Origin of the sequence: Synechococcus sp. CCAP 1479/9 (assembly GCF_019038535.1) — a bacterium.
Taxonomy (GTDB): Bacteria; Cyanobacteriota; Cyanobacteriia; order PCC-6307; family Cyanobiaceae; genus Cyanobium.
Window position 1 is genome coordinate 40,101 of sequence record NZ_JAFKRK010000016.1, and the last position, 22,949, is coordinate 63,049.

The window sequence follows — 22,949 nt, forward strand, 5'->3', positions numbered from 1 at the left end:
TCGTTCGCCACTGAATCCGAGACCTGTACATTGTGTACAGATTCCGATACCGGCCCCGCGACCATGCACACCCTTGGCGTGCTCGAGGCCAGGAAGCGCTTCCCCGAACTGCTCGATCGGGCCCGGGAGGGCGAGGAGACCCTGATCGCACGCCATGGCCACCCGGTGGCCGCCCTGGTCCCCCTGGGGCGGCGCCACCGGGCCCAGCGGCAGGCCCTGATCGCCCTCAAGGGCAGCGGCCGCGACTGCTGGCCCGATCCCCAGCCGCCCCCCGCCGGCGGCCGCGGACCGGCCAAGCCCCTGATCACGCCCCTGGACGGCGGCGCCATCCTGGCCCTCGGATCGGCCGTGGCCATCGACGCCACGGTGCTGATTCCCTGGCTGCGCGGGGACGCCAGCAGCCGCCGGCACGAGCCCCTGATCGCCGCGATCGCCGCCGGCCACTGGCGCGGGGTCCTGAGCATGGCCACCCTGAGGACGCTGGTGGAGGGGCCCCTGCTCCGGGGGGACGAGACCCTGGCGGCCCGCTACGAAGCCGTGTTCAGCGATCCTGCAGCCTGGACCCTGGTGAGCCTCACGCCCCAGGTCGCCCTGGCGGCGGCACACCTGCAGCGGCCCGGCACCGGGCCGGCCCTGGGGCCCGATGGCGCCCTGGAGCTGGCCTCGGCCCTGCATGGCGGAGCCACGGCGATGATCAGCCGGGACCCCCGCCTGCTCGCCTCCCTGCCCCTGCCGGCTGGGCCGCCCCTGCCCTGATGCCGATCCACCTCTACTGGGGCGACGACGAGGCCGCCCGCCAACGGGCCCTGGCGGACCGGATCGAGGCCCTGGTGGATCCCGCCTGGGCCTCGATCAACCTCAGCCGGCTGGATGGGGCCGATGCCGTCCAGGCGGCCCGGGCCCTTGAGGAGGCCCGCACCCCCCCCTTCGGCGCCGGGGCCCGGGTGGTGGTGGTGCAGCGCAGTCCCTTTTGCCAGGCCTGCCCGGCGGAGCTGGCCGCCCAGCTGGAGGCCTCCGTGGCGCTGATCCCGGACGACTGCCACCTGTTCCTGGTCAGCGACGGCAAGCCCGACGCCCGGCTGCGCACCACCAAGCGGCTGCGGACCCTGGCCGAGGAGCACGGCTTCACCCTGCCGCCGGTCTGGGATGGAGCCGGTCAGATCGAACGGGTGGAAAGCGCCGCCCGGGACCGGGGCCTGACCCTGGCGCCGGCGGCGGCCGAGGCCCTGGCCGAGGCGATCGGCAGCGACGGGATGCGGCTCGCCAGCGAGCTGGAGAAGCTGGCACTCCATGCCGGAGGTGGTGGCGGCCGTGGTGGGCCGATCACCGCCGAGGCGGTGGCCGCCCTGATCGGCGGCCAGGTCACCAGCAGCCTGGCCGTGGGCGACGCCCTGCTGGCCCAGAACCCGGCCGAGGCCATCGCCCTGGTGGAGGCCCTGCTGGAGGTGGGCGAACCCGCCCTGCGCATCGTGGCGGCCCTGGCCAGTCAGATCCGGGGCTGGCTGTGGGTGTGCCTGCTGGAGCGCAGCGGCGAGCAGGACGTGGCCGTGATCTCCAAGGCCGCTGGGATCGGCAATCCCAAACGGATCTACGTGATGCGCAAGCAGATCCGCGGCCGCAGCCCCGAGCAACTGCTGGCCCTGCTGCGCCGCCTGCTCGACGTGGAGGCCGCCCTCAAGCGCGGCGCCGACCCCGGCGACGCCTTCCGGGACGGCTTCCTGCTGGCCGCCCTGGCCCAGCCCGGGAGCGCCCCGCGTCGATAATCGGGCCGGATGCGCCGGCAACGCGGGAATGGCCCTGTTGATTCAGAAGTTCGGAGGGACCTCGGTGGCCGACACCGAGCGGATCCGGGCGGTGGCCCGCCGCATCGCCGCCAGCCGCGAAGAGGGCCATGAGCTGGTGGTCGTCGTGTCGGCCATGGGCCACACCACCGACCAACTGACCGGCATGGCCGCCAGCCTCTGCAGCGATCCCCCCCGCCGGGAGATGGACATGCTGCTGGCCACGGGCGAGCAGGTGTCGATCGCCCTGCTGTCGATGGCCCTCCATGCCGAAGGCGTGCCCGCCGTCTCGATGACCGGCACCCAGGCCGGGATCATCACCGAATCGGCCCATGGCCGGGCCCGGATCCTGGAGGTACGCACCGAGCGGCTGCGCCGCCTGCTGGAGGACGGCCACGTGGTGGTGGTGGCCGGCTTCCAGGGCACCAGCAGCGGCCACGCCGGCACCCCGGAGATCACCACCCTCGGCCGCGGCGGTTCCGACACCTCGGCGGTGGCCCTGGCGGCCGCCCTCGGCGCCGACGGCTGCGAGATCTACACCGATGTGCCCGGGGTGCTGACCACCGATCCCCGCAAGGTGAGCGATGCCCAGCTGATGGACAGCGTCAGCTGCGACGAGATGCTGGAACTGGCGAGCCTCGGGGCCGCCGTGCTCCACCCCCGGGCCGTGGAGATCGCCCGCAACTACGGGGTGCCCCTGACGGTGCGCTCCAGCTGGAGCCAGGCCCCCGGCACCCGGCTCACCAGCGGTCCGGCCCGGCCGATCGGCAGTGAGGGGCTGGAGCTGGGCCGGCCCGTGGACGGGGCGGAACTGGAGGCCGACCAGGCGGTGCTGGCCCTCTCCCACGTCCCCGACCGGCCGGGGGTGGCCGCCACCCTGTTCGAGGCCCTCGGCGCCGCCGGCCTGAACGTGGACCTGATCGTCCAGGCGATCCACGAGGGCGCCAGCAACGACATCGCCTTCACCCTGGCGGCGACGGAGATGGAGCGCGCCCGCCAGGTGTGCCAGGAGGTGCTGGCGGCCATGGGGGCCGATGGGGCCCAGCTCTCGGCCGAGGCGGGCATGGCCAAGCTCAGCATCGCCGGGGCCGGCATCCTGGGCCGCCCCGGGGTGGCGGCCCGCCTGTTCGACACCATGGCCCGCCTCGGCATCAACCTGCGCCTGATCGCCACCAGCGAGGTGAAGGTGAGCTGCGTGGTGGATGGCCAGCTGGGGGCCCGGGCCCTGCGGGCCGCCGGCGAGGCCTTTGAGCTCGCCGACCAGCAGCTGCGCCACGATCCACCCCCCTGCCACCTGGGGGATCCGGCGGTGCGGGGCGTGGCCCTCGACCGCGACCAGGTGCAGGTGTCGGTGCGGCGGGTGCCCGACCGGCCCGGGGCGGCCGCGGCCATCTGCCGGGGCCTGGCCGATGCGGGCATCAGCCTCGACGCCATCGTGCAGTCGGAGCGCACCCACGGCGGCCCGGAGGACCGGCGGCGGGACATGAGCTTCACCCTGCGGCGCGACGACCGGCCGGGGGCCGAGCGGGCCCTGGCCCCGATCCTGCGCCAGTGGGAGGGCGCCTGCTTCGAGGAGGGCCCAGCCATCGCCAGGGTCAGCGCCGTGGGCGCCGGGATGGCCTGCACCGCCGGCACGGCGGCGCGGATGTTCCGCTCCCTGGCCGATGCGGGCATCAACATCTCCCTGATCGCCACCAGCGAAATCCGCACCAGCTGCGTGGTGGCGGAGGCCGATGGCGTGCGCGCCCTGCAGGCGGTGCACCAGGCCTTCGGCCTCGGCGGCGCGGCGCGACATGCGGCCCAGGGGACAGAAGCTCCCTAGGCTTGGGGCCGCGCCAGGGTCGGGGCATGTTGGTTCGGTTCTGGGGAACCCGCGGTTCGATCGCCAAGCCCGGCCCGGACACCTTCCGCTTCGGCGGCAACACCTCCTGCGTGGAGGTCCGCTCCGACGCCGGCACCCTGCTGGTGATCGACTGCGGCACCGGCGCCCACGGGCTGGGGCAGGCCCTGATGCAGGAGCGCCCCGATGGCATGGAGGGGTCGCTGCTGATCAGCCACACCCACTGGGACCACATCCAGGGCTTCCCCTTCTTCGCCCCCTTCTTCGCCCCTGGCCACATCTGGGACGTCTTCGGCCCCAGCGGCCTCTCGGGAAGCCTGCGCAGCGTGCTCTCCGGCCAGATGCAGCACGCCTACTTCCCCGTCACCCTCGAGCAGTTCGCCGCCACGATCCGCTACCACGACCTGCACGAGGGCACCTTCCGGATCGGGGACGTGACGATCACGACCCACCTGCTCAACCATCCCGCCCTCACCCTGGCCTACCGGCTCCAGGCCGACGGGGCCACGGTCATCTACTGCTGCGACCACGAACCCCACGCGCCCGAACTGGCCAGCGGCCTCGGTCCGCTCTCCGGCCAGGACCTGCACTACGCCGAGTTCATCGAGGGGGCCGACCTGGTGATCCACGACGCCCAGTACACGGCCCAGGAGTTCCCCGCCAAGCTCGGCTGGGGCCACAGCTCGGTGGAGTACGCCGTGCGCCTCTGCGAGGAGGCCGGAGTGGCCCGGCTGGCGCTCACCCACCACGACCCGCTGCGCAACGACGCGACCATCGACCTGATCCTGGCCGGTGTGCGCGCCGATCTGGCCGAGCGGGGCGCGCCCCTCGAGGTGCTGGCGGCCTCGGAGGGGCTGGTTCTGCGCACCACCCCCCGCACCCCGGAGGCCGCAGCCGGCACCCCTTCGGCCGCAGCGGGGGCCGAAGCCGGACCCGGGGCCCTCAGCGGCGATCCCGGCGGCCCCCCGGCCCTGGTCTGGGTGACGGACAGGGATCTGGAGGCGGCCCTCACCACCGCCCTGCGCCTGGAAGGCCTGCCCTTCCATGTGGTCGGCGGCGAAGCCGATCTGGAGGAGCGTCTCGAGCGCGACGGGGCGTCCCTGCTGCTGCTGGAGCAGGCGCTCCCCGTCCGCGATGGCCCCGGGCTGGTCCGCAGGCTGCGGGAGTCCGCGGCGACGGCGATGGCCGAGACCCCCGTCGTGATGCTGGCGGCCGTGGCGGATCAGGCCCGCTACGACGATCCCCTGGTCAGCGAGTGGCTGGTGCTGCCCGTCTCCGAGAGCTTCCTGAGGGCCCGGCTGCGGGCCTGGAGCCTGCGCACCCCCTGTCGCTGGGAGCGGGCCCGGCCACCGCAGGACGAGGAACGGCGCCTGCGGCGGCTGGGGGAGCTGGGCCTGATGGACACGGAGCGGGAGGAGCGCTTCGACCGGCTGACCCGGATCGCCGCGGCCGCCTTCGACGTGCCGATCGCCCTGATCAGCCTGATCGATGCCGAGCGGCAGTGGTTCAAGTCCTGCCATGGCCTGGCCACCGACCAGACCTCCCGTGACCTGGCCTTCTGCGCCCATGCGGTCCTCCAGCGCTCGGACCTCCTTGTGGCGGACACCTGGCTCGACGAGCGCTTCGCCGAGAATCCGCTGGTGCTGGGGGAACCCCGGATCCGCTTCTACGCCGGCTCGCCCCTGATCCTCGAGGACGGCACCTGCCTGGGCACGCTCTGCCTGATCGACACCCGTCCGCGTCAGCTCAGCGGCGCCGAGCTCTCCCTGCTCCACGACCTGCGCGACCTGGTGCTTCTGGAGCTGTCCCCCCAGCCATGGCCCGTCGCCGTCCACCCTTCCTGAACAGGCTGGCCGGGGTCCTGCTGCTGCCGGTCCTGGCCAGCTGCCAGTCCGCGGCCGTCTCCGCCCCGGTGCGCAGCGTGCCGGTGGTGGGGGGCCTTGAGCACCCCTGGGCCGTGGCCTGGCTGCCGGGTGGCGACCTGCTGATCACGGAGCGGCCGGGCCGGCTGCGCCTGGTGCGGGGCGGCGTGCTGCAGGCCGAGCCGATCCGTGGTGTGCCGGAGGTGCTGGCCGCCGGCCAGGGGGGCCTGCTGGACGTGGCCGTCCATCCCGACTTCGCCACCAACCGCTGGATCTATCTCACCTATGCGGCCGGCAGCGCCGAGGCCAACCACACCCGGCTGGCCCGGGCCCGCTTCGACGGCCGCGCCCTCAGCGATGTGCAGGTGCTGTACGCGGTGCCGCAGCGCAAGAGCGGCGCCCAGCACTTCGGCTCCCGCCTGCTCTGGCTCCCGGATGGCACCCTGCTGCTGGCCATCGGGGACGGGGGCAATCCTCCGATCGAACTGGAGGGGCAGCTGATCCGCACCCAGGCCCAGAACCCGGGCAGCGCCCTGGGCAAGGTGCTGCGCCTGAACGCGGACGGCAGCGCCGCCAGGGGCACCCCCTTCAGCGGCAAGCCCGGCGCCCTGCCGGGACTCTGGAGCCTCGGGCACCGCAACATCCAGGGGCTGGCCCTCGATCGCCGCACGGGCCGGGTCTGGGCGAGCGAACACGGCGCCCGCGATGGCGACGAGCTCAACCGGATCGAGGCCGGCGTGAACTACGGCTGGCCGCGGGTGACCCACAGCCGCGAGTACTTCGGCCCGCCGATCGCACCGGCCACCAGCGCCCCGGGCCTGCGGGATCCGGCCCTCGTCTGGACGCCCGCCATCGCCCCCTCCGGCCTGGCGGTCTATGACGGCGATCGCTATCCGGGCTGGCGCGGTGATCTCTTCGCCGGCGGACTGGTGTCGCGGCAGGTGCATCGGCTGCGCCTGGATCCGGAGGGATCGGTGACACCCCAGCAGGCGATTCCGATCGGCGCCCGGGTGCGGGACGTGCGCCAGGGACCGGATGGATTCCTTTATGTGCTCACCGACGGGGCCGGCGATGGCCAGCTGCTGCGCCTGGAACCCATCGGAGCGCCCTGATGTCTGGATTAAGGTTCAATCTCTCTCGAACCATCACCTTTCCCATGGGACGGAGATTCTCATGATCCGACCCGAGGAGATCGCGGCGGGCCTGGCGAAGGGTGAGTTTTTTCTGCAGTATCTGCCGATCCTGTCCCTCCCGGATCTCCGCTGCATCGGAGCCGAAGCCCTGATCCGCTGGCGGCGGGCCGATGGCTCTCTGGTGATGCCCGGGGAGTTCATCCCGTCCCTGGAGTCCACCCCTGCCTCGGGTGTACTCACCTACTGGGTGATCGAGACCGCGGCGGCGGAACTGAAGGACTGGTTGCGGCGCCATGCCGACGTGCATCTCAGTCTCAACGTCCCACCGGAGATCACCGGACGGGGCGGGGTCTATTACGCCGCGATGAAATCCGGCCTGGCCGACATGATTCCCCAGCTGATCCTGGAGGTCACCGAGCGAGGACTTCCCGATGCCCTGGGCCTGGCGGGCATGTTCCAGGCCCAGCAACTCGGCATCAAGATGGCGCTCGATGACGTCAGCCTGCTGCGGGGAGCCAATCTCGCCATCCTCAGCCGTTGCCCCTTCGACATCATCAAGGTGGATCGCGAGATGCTGGCCATGATCACCCCGGAGACGCCCAATCCTGAGTGGCTGGAGGGACTCACCGCCCTGATCCGCTCGTCCCGGCTGATGGTCATCGCCGAAGGGGTCGAGACGGCCCAGCAACTCCAGGTGCTCATCCAGGCGGGGGTCCAGGCCGCCCAGGGCTTCCTCCTGTCCCCTCCGATCTCCGCCGGCGACCTGATCAGCTTCCATCAGCGAACCAATGGTCCGGAGGACGCCGACGGGGACCTCCAGCCGTGAAGTAGGAAAGGGAGACATTCACGGAACAGTCCCATGGCCCGGCGCGCCGCCACCTCTTTTCTGAGCGACTTCAAGGCGTTCATCAACAAGGGCAATGTGGTCGATCTGGCGGTGGCCGTCGTCATCGGTGGTGCCTTCGGCAAGGTGGTGGATGCCATCGTCAGCCTGGTGATGACCAACCTGCTGGAGCCGGCCCTGAAGGCGGCGCAGGTGGATTCGATCAGTGCCTGGCCCGCCGGCACGGTGATCGTGGCCCTGATCAACTTCCTGGTGATCGCCTTCGTGGTGTTCCTGATCGTGCGGGCCATCGAGGCGATGAAACGCCAGGAGGAGGTCAAGGCCGCCGATGCCGGGCCCGATCCCCAGGCCGAGCTGGCGGCCGCCGCCAACCGCCTGGCCGAAGCCCTGGATCGGCGGGCGCTCTAAGCCGCGGAGGCGGCGGATGCCGCCTAGGCCGCGGGGCGCCCCACCAGCTTGTGGCGCAGGTTCTTGATCCGGTCGCGCAGGTTGGCGGCCTCCTCGAACTCCAGGCTCTTGGCCGCCGCCTTCATCTTCTCCTCCAGCTGGGTGATCAGCTCGGGCAGGGCATCGAGGGGCACCTCGTTCTGCTCGGCCTGCTCGGCCGCCACCTCCAGCTGGTCGTCGGTGAGCCGGCGGGAGAGTTCCAGGAAGGAGAGGATCGCGTTGCCCGCCCGCTTGCCGGCCGGGCTGGGGGTGATGCCGTGGCGTTCGTTGTAGGCGTGCTGGATCACCCGGCGCCGCTCGGTCTCGGAGATCGCCTTGGCCATCGAATCGGTCAGGTTGTCGGCGTAGAGGAGCGCCACCCCATCGATGTGGCGTGCCGCCCGGCCGATGGTCTGGATCAGGGAGCGCTCCGCCCGCAGGAAGCCCTCCTTATCGGCATCGAGGATCGCCACCAGGGACACCTCGGGCAGGTCGAGGCCCTCCCGCAGCAGATTGACGCCCACGAGCACGTCGTAGGCCCCGTTGCGCAGATCCTGAATGATCTCGATCCGCTCGATCGAATGGATCTCCGAGTGCAGGTAGCGCACCCGCACCCCATTCTCGGCCAGGTAGTCGGTGAGGTCCTCCGCCATGCGCTTGGTGAGGGTGGTGACCAGCACCCGCTCCTGGCGATCGGCCCGCACCCGGATCTCGCCGAGCAGGTCGTCCACCTGACCCTCGGAGGGGCGCACCTCCACAATCGGATCGAGAACGCCCGTGGGGCGGATCACCTGCTCCACCACCTGGCCCTTGCTCTGGGCCAGCTCCCAGGCCCCGGGGGTGGCCGAGACGAAGATGGTCTGGCGGGCCTTCTCCCAGAACTCGTCCCCCTTGAGGGGCCGGTTGTCGGCGGCGCTGGGCAGCCGGAAGCCGTGCTCGATCAGCACCTGCTTGCGGCTCTGGTCGCCGTTGTACATGGCCTGGAGCTGGGAGCAGGTGACGTGGCTCTCATCCACCACCAGCAGCCAGTCGTCGGGGAAGTAGTCGATCAGGCATTCGGGCGGCGTACCGGCCTCCCGGCCCGCCAGGTGCCGGGCGTAGTTCTCCACCCCGTTGCAGTAACCCACCTGCTCCAGCATCTCCAGGTCGTAGGTGGTGCGCTGCTCGAGGCGCTGGGCCTCCAGCAGACGCCCCTGGCCGTTGAGCAGCTCGAGCCGTTCGCGCAGTTCGGCCCGGATCGCCTGGATCGCCCCCTGCAGCCGCTCCTTGGGGGTCACGAAGTGCTTGGCCGGGTAGATGTTGATCGTCTCCAGGCTCTGGAGGATCTCGCCGGTGGTGGGATCGACGTAACGGATCGCCTCCACCTCATCACCGAACAGCTCGATCCGCACCAGCCGGTCCTCGTAGGCCGGACCGATCTCCAGGACGTCGCCCCGCACCCGGAAGCGGCCGCGGCTGATCTCGATGTCGTTGCGGGAGTACTGGTTGTTGACCAGATCCCGCAGGGAGCCGCGCAGATCCAGCTTGTCGCCCACCTCGAACTTCACGGCGGCCTTGAGGTATTCCGAGGGGATGCCGAGGCCGTAGATGCAGCTGATCGAGGCCACCACGATCACATCCCGCCGCTCGAACAGCGACCGGGTGGCCGAGTGCCGCAGCATGTCGATCTCCTCGTTGATCGAGGCGGTCTTGGCGATGTAGGTGTCCGAGACGGGAACGTAGGCCTCGGGCTGGTAGTAGTCGTAGTAGGAGATGAAATATTCGACGGCATTGTTGGGGAAGAACTCCCGCAGCTCGTTGCAGAGCTGGGCCGCCAGCGTCTTGTTGTGGGCCAGCACCAGGGTGGGGCGCCCGGTGCGGGCGATCACGTTGGCGATCGAGAAGGTCTTGCCGGTGCCGGTGGCTCCGAGGAGGGTCTGGAAGCGTTCGCCCCCGTCGACACCCTTCACCATCGCCTCGATGGCGGCGGGTTGGTCGCCCTTGGGTTCGTAGGGCGCGTGAAGCTGGAATGGCATCGGACCATTCTGGCGGTCACGAACGGGGAACGGCCCGGCAGGGAAAACCGGTCAGCCCACCCCGGAGGCCGCCGCCATCGCCCGGGTCAGGGGCACATCCAGGCCCATCCAGCCCAGCACCAGGCTGCTCAGCACGCTGTAGGCCAGGGCCCCGAGGATGGCGCTGATCAGGCCGTTATGGAGGCGGAAACCCTTGATCAGCCAGGCGGCCAGGCTGAACAGGATGATCGTGATCAGCCAGTTGAACAGGAACGACACCGGGCTGATCAGGCCTCCCAGGGAGGAGACGAACCAGATCGGCCCGAGCAGGAGCTTCAGGGGGTAGATCAGCAGGGTGCCCAGCAGGGCGATGACGATGGCCGACAGCAGGGCGGCGGAGAAGCTCGCCAGCTCCACCCCCACGGGCAGCCGAGCCACCAGCAGCAGAATGAGGGCCCGTATCGGCCACTGCAGAAGCCAGGTCAACGAGCCCATGGGAAGCGATGCCGCAACCTTTTCAGCTTACTGAGGTTGTTCGTTTTGAACCATCGACGCCAGGGGCAGGGCCTCCCGCAGGGCACGCACCACGGCCACCATGGCGAGTTCATCGTCGAGGCGGTTGACGGCGGAGCCGACCCCGACACCGGCAGCACCGGCGGCCAGGGCCATCGGCACCGTGACGGCCGAAAGCCCGGAGGCGCACAGCACCGGCACGGCCACGGCCCGGCTGATGGCATGGGCCGCCGCCAGGGTCGGGGCGGCCTTCTCGATCAGGCCCAGGGCACCGGCACTGAGGGGACGGGCGCTGGTCCCACCTTCGGTCTGGATCAGATCGGCGCCGGCGGCCACCAGCTCCACCGCCAGCCGCTCCTGCTCATCGAGGGGCAGGGTGTGGGGCACGGTGACCGAGAGCACGGTCTCCGGCAGCAGCGCCCTGGTGCGGCGGGTGAGGGCGAGCACTTCGTCGGCACCGAAGATCCGCCCCTGGGGATAGAAGCTGTCGTAGTTGCCGATCTCCACCATGGCGGCACCGGCCTCGACGGCGGGCGGGAACAGGGCGGGATCCACGGCCGAGACGCAAACCGGCAGACCCGGTGCCAGCGCCACGGCCAGGCGGACGAGGGTGGGGTCGCAGGCCAGATCCACCAGGTCGGCGCCGCCGGCGGCGGCGGCCCGGACCACCCGCTGCACCCGGGCCGCGTCGAAGTTGTCGAGGCCGGCGATGACCTTCAGCGCCCGCCCCTGACGGATCGCCTGCTGCAGGGCGGTGGGCAGGCTGGAGAGGCGGGTCATCGGCGGACGGAAGGACGCATGCCGTGATTCTCCCACCCGACCCCTGCCAGGGCCGGCGGCCCTGGGGAAGCGACCAGGCGCGCCTGCACCGGCACCTGCTGCGCCAGCCCACCCTGCTGCCGGCCGGGGGGTCGCTGCTGCTGGCCGTGTCCGGTGGGCAGGACTCCATGGCCCTGACCACCCTCCTGCTGGACCTCCAGCCCCTGCACGGCTGGCGGCTGCAGCTTTGGCACGGCGATCACGGCTGGCGCCCCGAAGCGGCCCAGCAGGCCGGGGAACTGGCCCGTTGGGCCCGGAGCCAGGGACTGGACCTGAGGCTCGACCGGGCCGATCCGGTGCCCGGCAGCGAGGCCGCGGCCCGGGACTGGCGCTACGGCTGCCTGGCCGCGGCGGCCCTCCAGGGGCACTGCACCCATGTGGTGACGGGCCACACCGCCAGCGACCGGGCCGAGACCGTGCTGCTCAACCTCGCCCGCGGCAGCCACCTGCGGGGCCTGGCCAGCCTGGGGGCCAGCCGGCCCCTGGAGACGGCCGCCGGCCCCCTGCGGCTGGCACGACCGCTGCTGATCTTCGACCGCAGCGACACCGGCCGCCTCTGCCGGGAACGGGGCCTGCCGGTGTGGACGGACAGCAGCAACGCGGATCTGCGCTTCGCCCGCAACCGGCTGCGTGCCGACGTGATGCCGGTGCTGGAGGCCCTCCATCCCGGGGCCAGTCGGCGGATCAGCGCCCAGGCGGAGCGCCTGGAGGCGCAGTTCGAGGCCGAGACGGAACTGCTGGACCTGGCCCTGACGGGACTGCAGCAGGGAGAGGACACCGCTCGGCTGCCACGCCAACGGCTGGCCAGCCTGGCCCCGGCCAGTCAGCGACGGCTGCTGCACCACTGGCTGCGGCGGCACCTGGGGCGGGATCCGGAAGCCAGGAGCCTCGAAACCCTGGTGGACCGGCTGGCCCGCGGCCGGAATCCGGGCCGGCTGGATCTGCCCGAAGGATGGCAACTGCACTGGGATCACAGCACACTGTGGGTCCGCCCATCCGACCCGCTCCATGGCTGAGACCAGCGCCAACGACGCCGCCCAGCGCTACGCGGTGATCGAGCAGGCCTACTCCAGGGAGAAATGGGCCACGGTGGTGGGCGATGGGGGGGAGCTGCTGCAGGAACTGCAGCAATCGGACAACCCCCAGCTCACCGGGCTGAAGCTGCGGCTGCAGCTGCTGCTGGGCCACACCCAGCTCTACGGCTACGGGGACAAGCCCGCCGCCGCCGGGTACTACGGGACCGTGGCGGAGCAGAGCAGCGAGGCCGCCCTCACCAGGATCGCGGAGCAGGGTCTCAAACAGTGCGCCATTGATGAGGCGGCCGCCGCCCCGACCAAGGGGGCAGCGGCGCCTGGCAACCTCGCACCCACCCCTGATTTCCTCGCCGAGGGGGCCCCTGGCCCGGCTGCCACCACTCAGGACGCCACCGGTCCGGCGGCCCCCTGGCTGACCGCTACGGCTGCTGCGGTGGCAGCCACCACGGCAGCCTCGACCCCCGCCGTCGATCTGGAGCCGGCACCCGCAGAGGAGGGTCCGGATGGGGCGACGGCCGCGACGCCGGCGGCCCCCTGGAGCGAGCCCTCCCTGATCCCGGAGGTGGTGGAGGAGCCCGAACTGATCGAGCTGCACCAGGCGGACCCGACCCTGGCCGACGACGTGGAACTGAGCTGGCAGGAGTCCAGCCCAGCCACGGCGGCGCCGATGGACAAGGAGGACGAGGAGCTGCTCAGCGGCCTGATGCTGGTCAGGGTCCGCTGAGCCTGCCCCCGGGCGATCAGCCCGCCGTCGCGGCCGAGCGGCGGCGGCGGACGCGGCCGGTGGGTTCCGGCTCTTCAACGGGGGCCTTGCTGGCCGCCACCACGGGGGCCGGCGCAGCGACGGTGGCCGTGGCCGTGGCGGCCGCCGGGGCGGCTGCGGTCACCAGCTGGCGCTGGGGCACGGCGGCGGGCTGGCGCCCACCCCCATCCCTGCGGCCGCCGCGGGGCGCCGGCCGGGTGTCGGGCTCGGCATCGGCCCGACCCTTGTAGGCCGGGGTGCCGGCGGGGGCGGGCTGCACCAGGCAGATGATCAGCGGATCCACCTGCAGCTCGCGGCGCAGGCGGCGCTGCAGGCCCACCTCCACTTCCCGCTGCACGCCCACCCAGTCGACATCGGGGGCCTTGCCGCCGGTGTTGCGGGCCAGCTGGTTCCAGCGGTTCTCCAGCACCCAGGTGATCTCCCGCTCAGCCCAGACCGAGAGCTTGCGGGCATCGGCGGCCGTGACCACACCGCGCAGGTTCACCCGCGGCGGTGCCGCCATCACACCGTCGGTGGTGATCACCGCCAGCAGGGTGATGACACCGTCCTCGGCCAGCTGCTGGCGTTCCTTGAGCACCCGGGCATCGACGATGCCGTTGCGGGAGGCGTCGAGCAGCTCGATACCGGCCTTCACCGGCTCACCCTTGTTGATGCTGTCGGGGGTGAGTTCGACCACGTCGCCGTTGTCGATGATCAGGATGTGATCGGCCGGGATCCCCATCGACTGGGCCGTCTTGGAATGGCAGACGAGCATGCGGTGCTCGCCATGCACGGGCACGAAGAACTTCGGCTTGGCCAGCGCCAGCATCAGCTTGTGGTCCTCCTGGCAGCCGTGGCCGGAGACATGGATGCCCTCGCCCTTGCCGTAGACGACCTTGGCGCCCATCATCATCAGCCGGTCGATGGTGTTCACCACCGAGATGGTGTTACCGGGGATCGGGCTGGCCGAGAAGATGATCGTGTCGGTGGACTTCACCTGCACCTGGGGGTGCTCGCCGCGGGAGATGCGGCTGAGGGCCGCCAGCGGTTCGCCCTGGCTGCCGGTCATCAGCAGCAGGGTTTCGCGGTCGGGCAGATCACGGATCTGCTTGATGGGAACGAACAGATCATCGGGGGCCCGCATGTAGCCGAGCTCCCGGGCCTTGGCGATCACGTTGAGCATCGAGCGGCCCAGCAGACCCACCTTGCGCCCGTTCTTCATCGCCAGTTCCAGGATCATCGACACACGATGAATCGAGCTGGCGAAGGTGGTGATGATCACCCGGCCTTCGGCCTGGCTGATGTGGCGATCCAGGTTCGGGAACACGGCCCGCTCGGGCGGCGTGAAACCGGGGATCTCGGCGTTGGTGGAATCGCTGAACAGGCACAGCACCCCCTGCTCGCCGTAATGGGCCAGGCGCTGCAGGTCGAAGGCCTCGCCATCGACGGGGGTGTGGTCGAACTTGAAGTCACCGGTGAAGATGACGACGCCGGCGGGGGTGGTGATGGCCAGCGTGAAGCTGTCGGCCATCGAGTGGGTGTTGCGGATGAACTCCACCTTGAAGTGCTGGCCGACATGCACCACGTCCCGTGGGCCCACCGTCTGGATGGTGGTGCGGTCGGTGACGCCCGCCTCCTCCATCTTGCCCTGCAGCATCGACATGGCCAGCCGAGGGCCGTAGATGATGGGGATGTTGAAGTTCTTGAGGTGGTGCGGGATGCCGCCGATGTGATCTTCGTGGCCGTGGGTGACCACCATGCCGCGGATGCGCTTCTGGTTTTCGCGCAGGTAGCTGGTGTCGGGCATCACCACGTTGACGCCATGCATGCCATCGCTGGGGAAGGCGAGACCGGCATCGACGAGCATCAGCTCATCGCCGTATTCGAAGACGCAGGTGTTCTTGCCGATCTCGTGCAGGCCGCCCAGGGGGATGACGCGCAGGCCCTGGTGCTTGGCTTTGGCGCCGTTGCCGGAGCGGACGATGGGATTGACGTTCTGACTGGACATGTAGTTAGGGACTCAGGGGTGGCGATGGAAAGGAACGGAAAGCGGAAGCGGAGGTGACTCTGGACATCAGCCTTGGCGTCAGGTGGGACGCAGGGCAGCCAGGATCGAGGAAAGGCGCTGTCGCACGGCGGTATCGGCGGAAAGCAGGGGAAGTCGGGGGGCACCCACCGGCCAGCCGCAGATCTCCAGGGCGGCTTTGACGGGGATGGGATTGGTGGTGCAGAAGAGGGCCCTGCACAGAGGCAGCAGCTGCTGGTGCTCGTCGCGGGCGGTGGCGACGTCGCCGCTCAGGAAGGCCTGGACCATGGCCCGGATCCTGGGGCCCACCAGGTGGCTGGCCACGCTGACCACGCCCACCGCACCCACCGCCAGCATCGGCAGGGTGAGGGCGTCGTCACCGCTGTAGATCGCCAGCCGATCACCGCAGAGTTCGCGCAGCCGGCTGACCTCCTCGGTGGTGCCGCTGGCGGCCTTGAAGCCCACCACGTTGGCCTCGTCGAGCAGGCGGGCCGTGGTGTCCGGGGCCAGGCTGCAGCCGGTGCGACCAGGGATGTTGTAAAGCATCAGGGGCAGCTCCGGGGCGGCCTGGGCCACGGCACGGAAATGGGCTTCCAGTCCCTCCTGGGGGGGCTTGTTGTAGTAGGGCACCACCACCAGGGCGCCATCAGCGCCCAGGGCGGCAGCCTCACCGGTGGCTTCCACCGCCTCAGCGGTGCAGTTGCTGCCGCTGCCGGCCAGCAGGGTGGCGCGGCTCCCCACCGCCCCCTTCACGGCGGCGAAAAGCTCATGCTGCTCCTGCCAGGTGAGGGTGGGGGACTCGCCGGTGGTGCCGCACAGCACCAGGCCATCGGAGCCGTGGCGGACCAGATGGTCCGCCAGTCGGGCCGCCAGCTCCAGATCGACGGCCCCGTCCGGCTGGAAGGGGGTCACCATGGCGGTGAGCACCCGCCCGAAGGGGGCCTCGGGGGAGGGTGCCGTGCTGGGCGCCTGCAGGGTCGCCGTGCTCAAGCGGCACCTCCGGCGGCGGCAAGGGCCGCGGCGGGGTCCCGCAGCAGTTCGGCGATCTGGATGGCGTTGAGGGCGGCACCCTTGCGGATCTGGTCACCGCAGAGCCACAGCTCCAGGGCGCAGGGATCGCTGAGGTCCTGGCGGATGCGGCCCACGGCCACCGGATCCCGGCCGGTGACGTCAGTGGGCATGGGGAAGCGGTTGGTCTCGAAGTTCTCGATCAACTCGACCCCGGGGGCGACCGCCAGGAGCTCGCGGGCCTCCGCTACGGGGAAGGGCTCCTCGAACTCGATGTTGACGGCCTCGGAATGGGCCCGCAGGACCGGCACCCGCACGCAGGTGGCCGTCAGGCGCAGTTCGGGGAGACCCATGATCTTGCGGGTCTCGTGGAGCATCTTCAGCTCCTCCTCGCAGTAGCCGCTGGGCTGCAGGGGCGAGTTGTGCAGGAAGAGGTTGAAGGCCAGCGAATGGGGCAGCACCGTGCTCACCGGCTCGCCGCCCTCCAGCACGGTGCGGCTCAGGTCGCGCAGTTCCTCCATGGCCCGGGCGCCGGCACCGCTGGCTGACTGGTAGGTGCTGACCACCACCCGGCGGATCGGCCGCCGGGCCGCCAGGGGAGCCAGGGCCAGGGTCAGCAGGATGGTGGTGCAGTTGGGATTGGCGATGATCCCGCCGTGGGCGAAGGCGGCCTCGGGATTCACCTCGGGCACCACCAGGGGCACGGCCGGATCCATCCGGAAGGCACTGGAGTTGTCGATCACCACCGCGCCGGCCGCCACGGCCACCGGCGCCCACTGCCGGGACACCGAACCGCCGGCCGAGGCCAGCACCAGGTCGATGCCCTCAAAGGCGTCGGCGCCGACCGGCTGCACCCGCAGGCGCTCGCCCTGCCAGTCCAGGTCCTGGCCCGCCGAACGCGGCGAGGCCAGCGGCAGCAGCTCCGCCACCGGAAAACCCCGCTCCTGAAGCAGGACCAGAAGCTCCTGGCCCACGGCTCCGGTGGCGCCGAGGATGGCGATGCGCAACGGCCTTGAGGGCAGGTGGCGCGGAGGGGAGGGGAGGGTCGCTGAGACGGTCAACGGGGGGAAACGGGACGGGTGGCGGGGCGGGAGCGGGCCTGCTGACTGGAGACGGGGCCCGGAAGGAAACCCTGGGAGGGGATTCGGGAAACGGATGGGGCGTGCGCCCCCGGGGACGGGAACCTGAGACAAATCCTCCGGCCTGATGGCCGGATGGAACTCTTCAGTTGGAGATATGGGCGCGCCGATGCGTCGATCGCACAATACGTGGCGGAGGCCCGGAACGGCCAGTTTCTAGGATGGGGGGCTGCCCGAAGCGAGCCCCGTTTCATGAGTCCTGCCGCCAGCACCGAAGCCAACCTCCGGGTGACCACCTCCCCGCGCCCCGGAAGCCGTCTGGCGGTGGAGGTCGCCGTGCCTGCGGGGCGCAGCCAGAAGAGCTACGAGGCCGCCCTGGAGAAGCTGAGCCGCAGCGTCAAGCTGCCCGGCTTCCGCAAGGGACGGGTGCCCCGGCCGGTGCTGCTGCAGCAGATCGGACCGCTGCGGATCCGCGCCACCGCCCTCGAGGACCTGGTCGATGCGGTCGTGCGGGAGGCGATGCAGCAGGAGGCCATCGAGGCCATCGGGCGGCCCGAACTCAACGAAGCCTTCGAGCGGGTTCTGGAGCGCTTCACGCCCGGGGAGGAGCTCACCATCACCCTGGAGATGGACGTGGAGCCCACCCCCACCCTGCGCAGCACCAAAGGCTTCAAGGCCGAGGCGGAGCCCGTTCCCTTCGACCCGGCCCGGGTCGACGAGCTGATCGAGCAGTCGCGCCGCCAGCTGGCCACCCTGGTGCCGGTGGAGGACCGGGCCGCCGCCGAGGGTGACGTGGCCCAGATCGCCTTCCGCGGCACCTTCGTCGACACCGGCGAGGCCATCGAGGGCGGCAGCAGCGAAGGGATGGAAGTGGAGCTGGAGGAGGGCCGCATGATCCCCGGCTTCGTGGCCGGCATCATCGGCATGGCCGTCGGGGACAGCCGCGACGTCTCCTGCCGCTTCCCCGACAGCTACCCCCAGGAACAGGCGGCGGGCCGGGAGGCCCTGTTCGCCATCACCCTGCTCGAACTGAAGACCCGGGAGCTGCCCGCCCTCGACGACGCCTTCGCCCAGCAGGCCAGCGACAAGCCGACCCTGGCCGAACTCCGCGCCGACCTGGAGACCCGCCTGCGGGAGGACGCCGAGCGCCGCCATCGCGCCAACCGCCACGAGGCCCTGCTGGCGGTGCTGGTGGAGGAGCTGGAGGTGGAGCTGCCCGAGACCCTGATCCAGCAGGAGGTGCGCAACCTGATCGAGCAGACCGCCGGGCAGATCTCCCAGCAGGGCATGGACGTCAAGAAGCTGTTCACCCCCGATCTGGTGCGCAGCCTGATGGACACCTCCCGGCCCGAGGCCGAGCAGCGGCTGCGGCGCAGCCTGGCGCTCAAGGCCCTGGCCGCGGCCGAGACGATCGAGGTGCCCGCCGCCGACCTGGAGGCGAGGCTGGCCGAGATCCGCAAGGGCCTCAGCGACAGTGCCGCCATCGACCCGGAGCGGCTGCGGCTGGCGGTGGCCGAGGACCTGCTGAAGGAGAAGCTGCTGGAGTGGCTCGAGGCCAACAGCACGATCACCGACAAGGCCCCGGCCGCGGAGGAGGCCCCGTCGGAGGACGGACCTGAGGCCAGCGGCGAAGCGTCGCCCAAACCCGCCAAGGCCGCCAAGGCCAAGAAGGGAGCCGCCGGCGCCAAGGCCCGGGAGGACGACGCCCAGCCATAGATTGTGGCCACTCCCCCCGTCCGCCAGCGAAACCGCGTGATCGACGCCCGACCGCCCCTGATCCCCGACTGGCTGCCCGCCGCCCTGGCGGGCCCCGGGGGGACCCTCCCCCACCCCGTGAACAACCTCTGGCAGGGGCCGCTGCCCTGGAACGGGATGGTCGCTCCGGGCCCCACCGCCGCACCGGGGGTGCTGCCCACGGTGGTGGAGCAGTCCGGTCGCGGCGACCGGGCCTTCGACATCTATTCCCGGCTGCTGCGGGAGCGGATCATCTTCCTCGGCACCGGCATCGACGACCAGGTGGCCGATTCCCTGGTGGCCCAGCTGCTGTTCCTGGAAGCCGAGGATCCCGAGAAGGACATTCAGATCTACATCAACTCCCCGGGCGGCTCGGTGACCTCCGGCCTGGCCATCTACGACACCATGCAGCAGGTGGCGCCGGACGTGGTCACCATCTGCTACGGGCTGGCCGCCAGCATGGGGGCCTTCCTGCTCACCGGTGGGGCACCCGGCAAGCGGATGGCCCTCCCCAATGCCCGGATCATGATCCACCAGCCCCTCGGGGGCGCCCAGGGCCAGGCGGTGGACATCGAGATCCAGGCCCGGGAGATCCTTTTCCTGAAGGACACCCTCAACGGACTGATGGCCGAGCACACCGGCCAGCCGCTGGACAAGATCGCTGAAGATACCGACAGGGACTACTTCCTTTCCCCAGCAGAGGCGGTTGAATACGGGCTCATCGACCGGGTGGTCGATGACGCCCCAGCCCCTGTCGTCCCTTAGCGCCTCTGGCCAGGACGTCACCGATCACCGCTCCGAACTTCAGGAACGACTGACAAATCGACGGCTGGGGTCGATCCTGGAGGCAGGTCCATCCTGCCGCCATACCCAGGGCGACCACCGCCGCTCCCGCCGCCTCCTTGCCGATGGCCAAGTTCGACGCCCATCTGAAGTGCTCCTTCTGCGGCAAGTCCCAGGAACAGGTGCGCAAGCTGATCGCCGGGCCTGGCGTCTACATCTGCGACGAGTGCATCGATCTCTGCAACGAGATCCTCGACGAGGAACTGGTCGAGCACCACGGCCATGGCCCCCCGGGCCGGCCCATGGCCGATGGGGGCCGCAAGACCCCGGCGAAGAAATCGGCCCGGCCCGCCCCCACCCTGGCCACCATCCCCAGGCCCCAGGAGATCAAGAGCTTCCTCGACCAGCAGGTGGTGGGACAGGAGGAGGCCAAGAAGGTGCTGGCCGTGGCCGTCTACAACCACTACAAGCGGCTGGCCTGGCAGGGGGACGGCAAGGGCGAGACGGATCAGACGGCCACCCGCCTGCACAAGTCGAACATCCTGCTGATCGGCCCCACCGGCTGCGGCAAGACCCTCCTGGCCCAGTCCCTGGCGGAGATGCTCGATGTGCCCTTCGCGGTGGCCGATGCCACCACCCTCACCGAGGCGGGCTACGTGGGCGAGGACGTGGAGAACATTCTGCTGCGCCTGCTCCAAAAGGCCGATCTGGACGTCGAACAGGCCCAGCGGGGCATCATCTACATCGACGAGATCGACAAGATCGCCCGCAAGAGCGAGAACCCATCGATCACCCGCGACGTCTCCGGTGAGGGGGTGCAGCAGGCCCTGCTCAAGATGCTGGAGGGCACCGTGGCCAACGTGCCCCCCCAGGGCGGCCGCAAGCACCCCTACCAGGACTGCATCCAGATCGACACCAGCCAGGTGCTGTTCATCTGCGGCGGGGCCTTCGTGGGACTGGAGGACCTGGTCCAGAAACGGATGGGCCGCAACGCGATCGGCTTCCTGCCGGCCGATGGCCGCAGCCGGTTGCGCTCCGGCAAGGAAAAGCAGTCCAGCGAAGTGATGCGCCACCTCGAACCGGAGGATCTGGTGCGCTACGGCCTGATTCCCGAGTTCATCGGCCGGCTGCCGGTGAGCGCGGTGCTCGAACCCCTCGACACCAGCGCCCTGGAGGCGATCCTCACCGAACCGCGTGACGCCCTGGTGAAGCAGTTCCAGACGCTGCTGAGCATGGACAACGTGCGGCTCGAGTTCGAACCGGGGGCCGTCGAGGCCATCGCCGCCGAGGCCCACCGCCGCAAGACCGGCGCCCGGGCCCTGCGGGGCATCGTCGAGGAGCTGATGCTCGACGTCATGTACGACCTGCCCTCTCGCCGCGACGTCCAGACCTTCACCATCACCCGGGAACTGGTGGAGCAGCGCAGCAAGGCCAAGGTGCTGCCGATCAGTGCCGCCGCCGACCTCGACGGGCTCCGGGGGGAACAGGCCACAGCCTGACGCGTGTCTGTGCTTGATCAGGCGGTCTACCTCGTCACGGTGCGCGAGGGATCCGAGGTCTACGCCGACATGGCGCTGGTCTCGCTCCTGTCGCTGAAGATCACCAATACCTCCCTCCCCGTCCGGCTCGTCTGTGACGGGGAGAGCGCGCAATGGCTTCAGGGAAGCGGCCATCGTCTGCCGGGACTCTGCGACAGCGTCGAGGCGGTGCAGGCGCCGGAGGGATCGCTGGTCTATCGCCATCGCTGGATCAAGACCCAGCTGCCCCGCTTCCTCCGTGGCAGCGGCATCCACATCGACGCCGACACCCTCGTTCGGGGATCCCTCACGGCCCTCCCCCAGGGCGACTGGGAGTTCGCCGCCGTTCCTGACTACAACCGCTGGGACATGGACGAGCATCTCCGGACCCTCCCCCATGTCATCAAGGCCCAGGAGCTGGGTTGGCCGCTGGATCTGACGCGATATTTCAACGCCGGCGTGTTCTGCTGGAAGGACACCCCCGCCGTCCATGCCTTCTTTGCCGCATGGCACCGGCTCTGGCACGAGGGGGTGCGGGCCGGGGAACTGCTGAAGGACCAGCCCTCCTTCAATGCCACCCTGCAGGCCGGCCTGGTGAGCCAGGCCACGCTGCCGAACGCCTTCAACACCATGGTCCTACCGTCCTGGGACCTCTCCCCGGAGGCCGTGGTCTGGCACTTCTGGTCGGCGGGGGGCTGGAAGGAGCACTCCTTCGCCCAGCTGGTGGAGCAGGCGAAGCACCTGAGCACGGAGCGGCTGACGGCGAACGTGCGGCGGGCGATCCGCTTTTCGAGGCCATGGCCGAACTCCGGCCGGGGCCTGGCCCGTCTGCTCGACTGGCGCGGCCAGCGCTACGGCGGCTACCGGACGGTGGAGCGGCTCTGGCTCTCCGGGCAACGGCGGGCCACCGTGCTCCACCTCCTCAAGCGCGGCCGCGGAACCGGCAGGGGCAGCGGCGCGCCCCGGTGAGCGGCTATCCCCACCCCGGAGGGAATCCCCGGCCACGGCGGTGACGCGATGCTGAGCGAATTCCCCTTGTTCCGCTCCGCTCCTTGGCCGCCGCCGATCACCTGCAGGCCCCCCGCCAGCACGGCCTGTTCCTGCACCACGGCATCGATCTGGGGGACGGCACCGTGGCCCACTACCTGGAGGGCCGGGAAATCCTGCGCAGCCCCCTGCAGGACTTCAGCCGCGGGGAGCCCATCAGCGCCGTGAGCTACCCGGAGGGCGCCTGCTCGCCGGTGGGGGTCACCCTGCGACGGGCCATGGGCCGCATCGGGGAGCAGCGTTACAACCTGCTGTTCAACAACTGCGAGCATTTCGCCCACTGGTGCAAGACCGGCCGGCATCGCAGCGCCCAGGTGGAGGACTGGCTCCACACCGGCAGCCTCGGCGCCCTGGCCTTGGGCCAGTTCGTGCCGGCGGCCCTGCTCACCGGGGCGCGGGTGCTGCTGCGCCAGGGCCAGTCCCTCGCCGAGACCCTGGCCAGCGGCCTCGACCCCGAGCAGCTGGCCCGGGGCCGGGAGCTGGCCAGGCGCAGCCTGGAGCAATTGGATGGCCTGCGCCAGCGGCTGCAGGAGCGCCTGGAGGAGGAGCTGGCCCGGGCCGAACGGCGCTGGGGCGAAGGGGATGGCCCCATCACCACGGGCAGCGACCCCTTCGAGCGGCTGCGCCTGGCGGGGCAGAACCTGGCCGACCAGCTGGCCGCGGTGGAGGAGATGGAGGACAGGCTGCAGCGGCTGCTGGAGCCGGCGGGCCCCGATCCGTCCGATGACGGCCCGCCTTAGGCTCCCTATCCGGTCAGGGCAGGGTGC

20 protein-coding genes are annotated in these 22,949 nt (G+C 70.7%); 14 read left to right on the top strand and 6 right to left on the bottom strand.

Annotation, left to right across the window (positions count from 1 at the left end):
• The first annotated feature begins 63 nt into the window (after positions 1-63).
• The 7 genes from KUG38_RS04490 to mscL all read left to right on the top strand — a co-directional run bounded on the left by KUG38_RS04490 (position 64) and on the right by mscL (position 7,868).
• Positions 64-756 carry a type II toxin-antitoxin system prevent-host-death family antitoxin gene (locus tag KUG38_RS04490; protein WP_216919383.1) on the top strand — a complete coding sequence of 231 codons (693 nt, stop codon included), beginning with the start codon at positions 64-66 and terminating at the stop codon, positions 754-756.
• A complete protein-coding gene (holA, locus tag KUG38_RS04495) occupies positions 756-1,763 on the top strand; it encodes a DNA polymerase III subunit delta (RefSeq protein WP_216919385.1) in 1,008 nt (335 codons plus the stop codon). The genes KUG38_RS04490 and holA overlap by 1 nt, the downstream gene beginning before the upstream one ends.
• 28 nt (positions 1,764-1,791) lie before the next feature.
• Positions 1,792-3,603, top strand: a complete 1,812-nt coding sequence (locus KUG38_RS04500) for an aspartate kinase (RefSeq protein WP_216919386.1) — start codon at positions 1,792-1,794, stop codon at positions 3,601-3,603.
• 26 nt (positions 3,604-3,629) lie between these two features.
• A complete protein-coding gene (locus KUG38_RS04505; protein ID WP_216919389.1) occupies positions 3,630-5,465 on the top strand; it encodes an MBL fold metallo-hydrolase in 1,836 nt (611 codons plus the stop codon).
• Entirely contained in the window at positions 5,438-6,595 is a 1,158-nt protein-coding gene (locus tag KUG38_RS04510; RefSeq protein ID WP_216919391.1) for a PQQ-dependent sugar dehydrogenase, read from the top strand. Before KUG38_RS04505 ends, KUG38_RS04510 begins: the two co-directional genes overlap by 28 nt.
• Positions 6,596-6,656: 61 nt before the next feature.
• Positions 6,657-7,442 carry an EAL domain-containing protein gene (locus KUG38_RS04515; RefSeq protein WP_216919393.1) on the top strand — a complete coding sequence of 262 codons (786 nt, stop codon included), beginning with the start codon at positions 6,657-6,659 and terminating at the stop codon, positions 7,440-7,442.
• A gap of 33 nt (positions 7,443-7,475) precedes the next feature.
• Entirely contained in the window at positions 7,476-7,868 is a 393-nt protein-coding gene (gene mscL / locus KUG38_RS04520; protein WP_216919395.1) for a large conductance mechanosensitive channel protein MscL, read from the top strand.
• A gap of 23 nt (positions 7,869-7,891) precedes the next feature.
• On the opposite strand, the gene uvrB is transcribed toward mscL, so the two are convergent.
• Genes uvrB through KUG38_RS04535 form a run of 3 tightly spaced genes read right to left on the bottom strand, consistent with a single transcriptional unit; the run spans position 7,892 to position 11,173 of the window.
• Positions 7,892-9,901, bottom strand: coding sequence for an excinuclease ABC subunit UvrB (gene uvrB / locus KUG38_RS04525; RefSeq protein WP_216919397.1), 2,010 nt, complete (start codon positions 9,899-9,901; stop codon positions 7,892-7,894).
• A 51-nt stretch (positions 9,902-9,952) separates the two neighbouring features.
• Positions 9,953-10,375, bottom strand: a complete 423-nt coding sequence (locus KUG38_RS04530) for a phage holin family protein (protein ID WP_216919399.1) — start codon at positions 10,373-10,375, stop codon at positions 9,953-9,955.
• Between the two features lie 27 nt (positions 10,376-10,402).
• A complete protein-coding gene (locus KUG38_RS04535; RefSeq protein WP_216919400.1) occupies positions 10,403-11,173 on the bottom strand; it encodes a DUF561 domain-containing protein in 771 nt (256 codons plus the stop codon).
• A 23-nt stretch (positions 11,174-11,196) separates the two neighbouring features.
• Here KUG38_RS04535 and tilS point away from each other — a divergent pair, with 23 nt between their 5' ends.
• Entirely contained in the window at positions 11,197-12,228 is a 1,032-nt protein-coding gene (gene tilS / locus KUG38_RS04540) for a tRNA lysidine(34) synthetase TilS (protein WP_353617713.1), read from the top strand.
• Complete coding sequence (locus tag KUG38_RS04545) at positions 12,221-12,970, top strand: hypothetical protein (protein WP_216919402.1); 750 nt, start codon at positions 12,221-12,223, stop codon at positions 12,968-12,970. Before tilS ends, KUG38_RS04545 begins: the two co-directional genes overlap by 8 nt.
• A 16-nt stretch (positions 12,971-12,986) precedes the next feature.
• Here the strand turns inward: KUG38_RS04545 and KUG38_RS04550 are convergent, their stop codons facing one another.
• The 3 genes from KUG38_RS04550 to KUG38_RS04560 form a co-directional block, all read right to left on the bottom strand.
• On the bottom strand, positions 12,987-14,996 hold the full coding sequence (locus KUG38_RS04550) for a ribonuclease J (protein WP_286195629.1): 2,010 nt from the start codon (positions 14,994-14,996) through the stop codon (positions 12,987-12,989).
• 78 nt (positions 14,997-15,074) lie between these two features.
• A complete protein-coding gene (gene dapA, locus KUG38_RS04555) occupies positions 15,075-15,929 on the bottom strand; it encodes a 4-hydroxy-tetrahydrodipicolinate synthase (protein WP_502988685.1) in 855 nt (284 codons plus the stop codon).
• Between the two features lie 71 nt (positions 15,930-16,000).
• Positions 16,001-17,083: an aspartate-semialdehyde dehydrogenase gene (locus tag KUG38_RS04560; RefSeq protein WP_216919406.1), complete on the bottom strand. Its 1,083-nt coding sequence runs from the start codon at positions 17,081-17,083 to the stop codon at positions 16,001-16,003.
• Positions 17,084-17,353: 270 nt separating this feature from the next.
• Between KUG38_RS04560 and tig the strand changes: the two genes are divergently transcribed.
• The 5 genes from tig to KUG38_RS04585 all read left to right on the top strand — a co-directional run bounded on the left by tig (position 17,354) and on the right by KUG38_RS04585 (position 22,922).
• Positions 17,354-18,817, top strand: a complete 1,464-nt coding sequence (gene tig / locus KUG38_RS04565; RefSeq protein ID WP_216919408.1) for a trigger factor — start codon at positions 17,354-17,356, stop codon at positions 18,815-18,817.
• A gap of 156 nt (positions 18,818-18,973) precedes the next feature.
• A complete protein-coding gene (gene clpP, locus KUG38_RS04570) occupies positions 18,974-19,600 on the top strand; it encodes an ATP-dependent Clp endopeptidase proteolytic subunit ClpP (protein WP_216920161.1) in 627 nt (208 codons plus the stop codon).
• Positions 19,601-19,743: 143 nt separating this feature from the next.
• Positions 19,744-21,117, top strand: coding sequence for an ATP-dependent protease ATP-binding subunit ClpX (gene clpX, locus KUG38_RS04575; RefSeq protein ID WP_216919410.1), 1,374 nt, complete (start codon positions 19,744-19,746; stop codon positions 21,115-21,117).
• Between the two features lie 3 nt (positions 21,118-21,120).
• Positions 21,121-22,104: a glycosyltransferase family protein gene (locus tag KUG38_RS04580; RefSeq protein ID WP_216919412.1), complete on the top strand. Its 984-nt coding sequence runs from the start codon at positions 21,121-21,123 to the stop codon at positions 22,102-22,104.
• Positions 22,105-22,187: 83 nt separating this feature from the next.
• The gene (locus KUG38_RS04585; protein WP_216919414.1) at positions 22,188-22,922 is read left to right on the top strand and encodes a lecithin retinol acyltransferase family protein; all 735 of its coding nucleotides are present in this window, start codon (positions 22,188-22,190) and stop codon (positions 22,920-22,922) included.
• Positions 22,923-22,949 lie beyond the last annotated feature (27 nt).

Bases quoted from the DNA above. Each gene is read 5' to 3' on its own strand.
- clpX (WP_216919410.1), top strand. From the start codon at position 19,744: ATGGCCAAGTTCGACGCCCATCTGAAGTGCTCCTTCTGCGGCAAGTCC.
- KUG38_RS04505 (WP_216919389.1), top strand. From the start codon at position 3,630: ATGTTGGTTCGGTTCTGGGGAACCCGCGGTTCGATCGCCAAGCCCGGC.
- KUG38_RS04530 (WP_216919399.1), bottom strand. From the start codon at position 10,375: ATGGGCTCGTTGACCTGGCTTCTGCAGTGGCCGATACGGGCCCTCATT.
- dapA (WP_502988685.1), bottom strand. From the start codon at position 15,929: ATGGTGACCCCCTTCCAGCCGGACGGGGCCGTCGATCTGGAGCTGGCG.
- clpP (WP_216920161.1), top strand. From the start codon at position 18,974: ATGGTCGCTCCGGGCCCCACCGCCGCACCGGGGGTGCTGCCCACGGTG.
- KUG38_RS04550 (WP_286195629.1), bottom strand. From the start codon at position 14,996: ATGTCCAGTCAGAACGTCAATCCCATCGTCCGCTCCGGCAACGGCGCC.
- KUG38_RS04490 (WP_216919383.1), top strand. From the start codon at position 64: ATGCACACCCTTGGCGTGCTCGAGGCCAGGAAGCGCTTCCCCGAACTG.
- holA (WP_216919385.1), top strand. From the start codon at position 756: ATGCCGATCCACCTCTACTGGGGCGACGACGAGGCCGCCCGCCAACGG.
- KUG38_RS04535 (WP_216919400.1), bottom strand. From the start codon at position 11,173: ATGACCCGCCTCTCCAGCCTGCCCACCGCCCTGCAGCAGGCGATCCGT.
- KUG38_RS04500 (WP_216919386.1), top strand. From the start codon at position 1,792: ATGGCCCTGTTGATTCAGAAGTTCGGAGGGACCTCGGTGGCCGACACC.
- uvrB (WP_216919397.1), bottom strand. From the start codon at position 9,901: ATGCCATTCCAGCTTCACGCGCCCTACGAACCCAAGGGCGACCAACCC.
- KUG38_RS04510 (WP_216919391.1), top strand. From the start codon at position 5,438: ATGGCCCGTCGCCGTCCACCCTTCCTGAACAGGCTGGCCGGGGTCCTG.
- KUG38_RS04515 (WP_216919393.1), top strand. From the start codon at position 6,657: ATGATCCGACCCGAGGAGATCGCGGCGGGCCTGGCGAAGGGTGAGTTT.
- mscL (WP_216919395.1), top strand. From the start codon at position 7,476: ATGGCCCGGCGCGCCGCCACCTCTTTTCTGAGCGACTTCAAGGCGTTC.
- tig (WP_216919408.1), top strand. From the start codon at position 17,354: ATGAGTCCTGCCGCCAGCACCGAAGCCAACCTCCGGGTGACCACCTCC.
- KUG38_RS04545 (WP_216919402.1), top strand. From the start codon at position 12,221: ATGGCTGAGACCAGCGCCAACGACGCCGCCCAGCGCTACGCGGTGATC.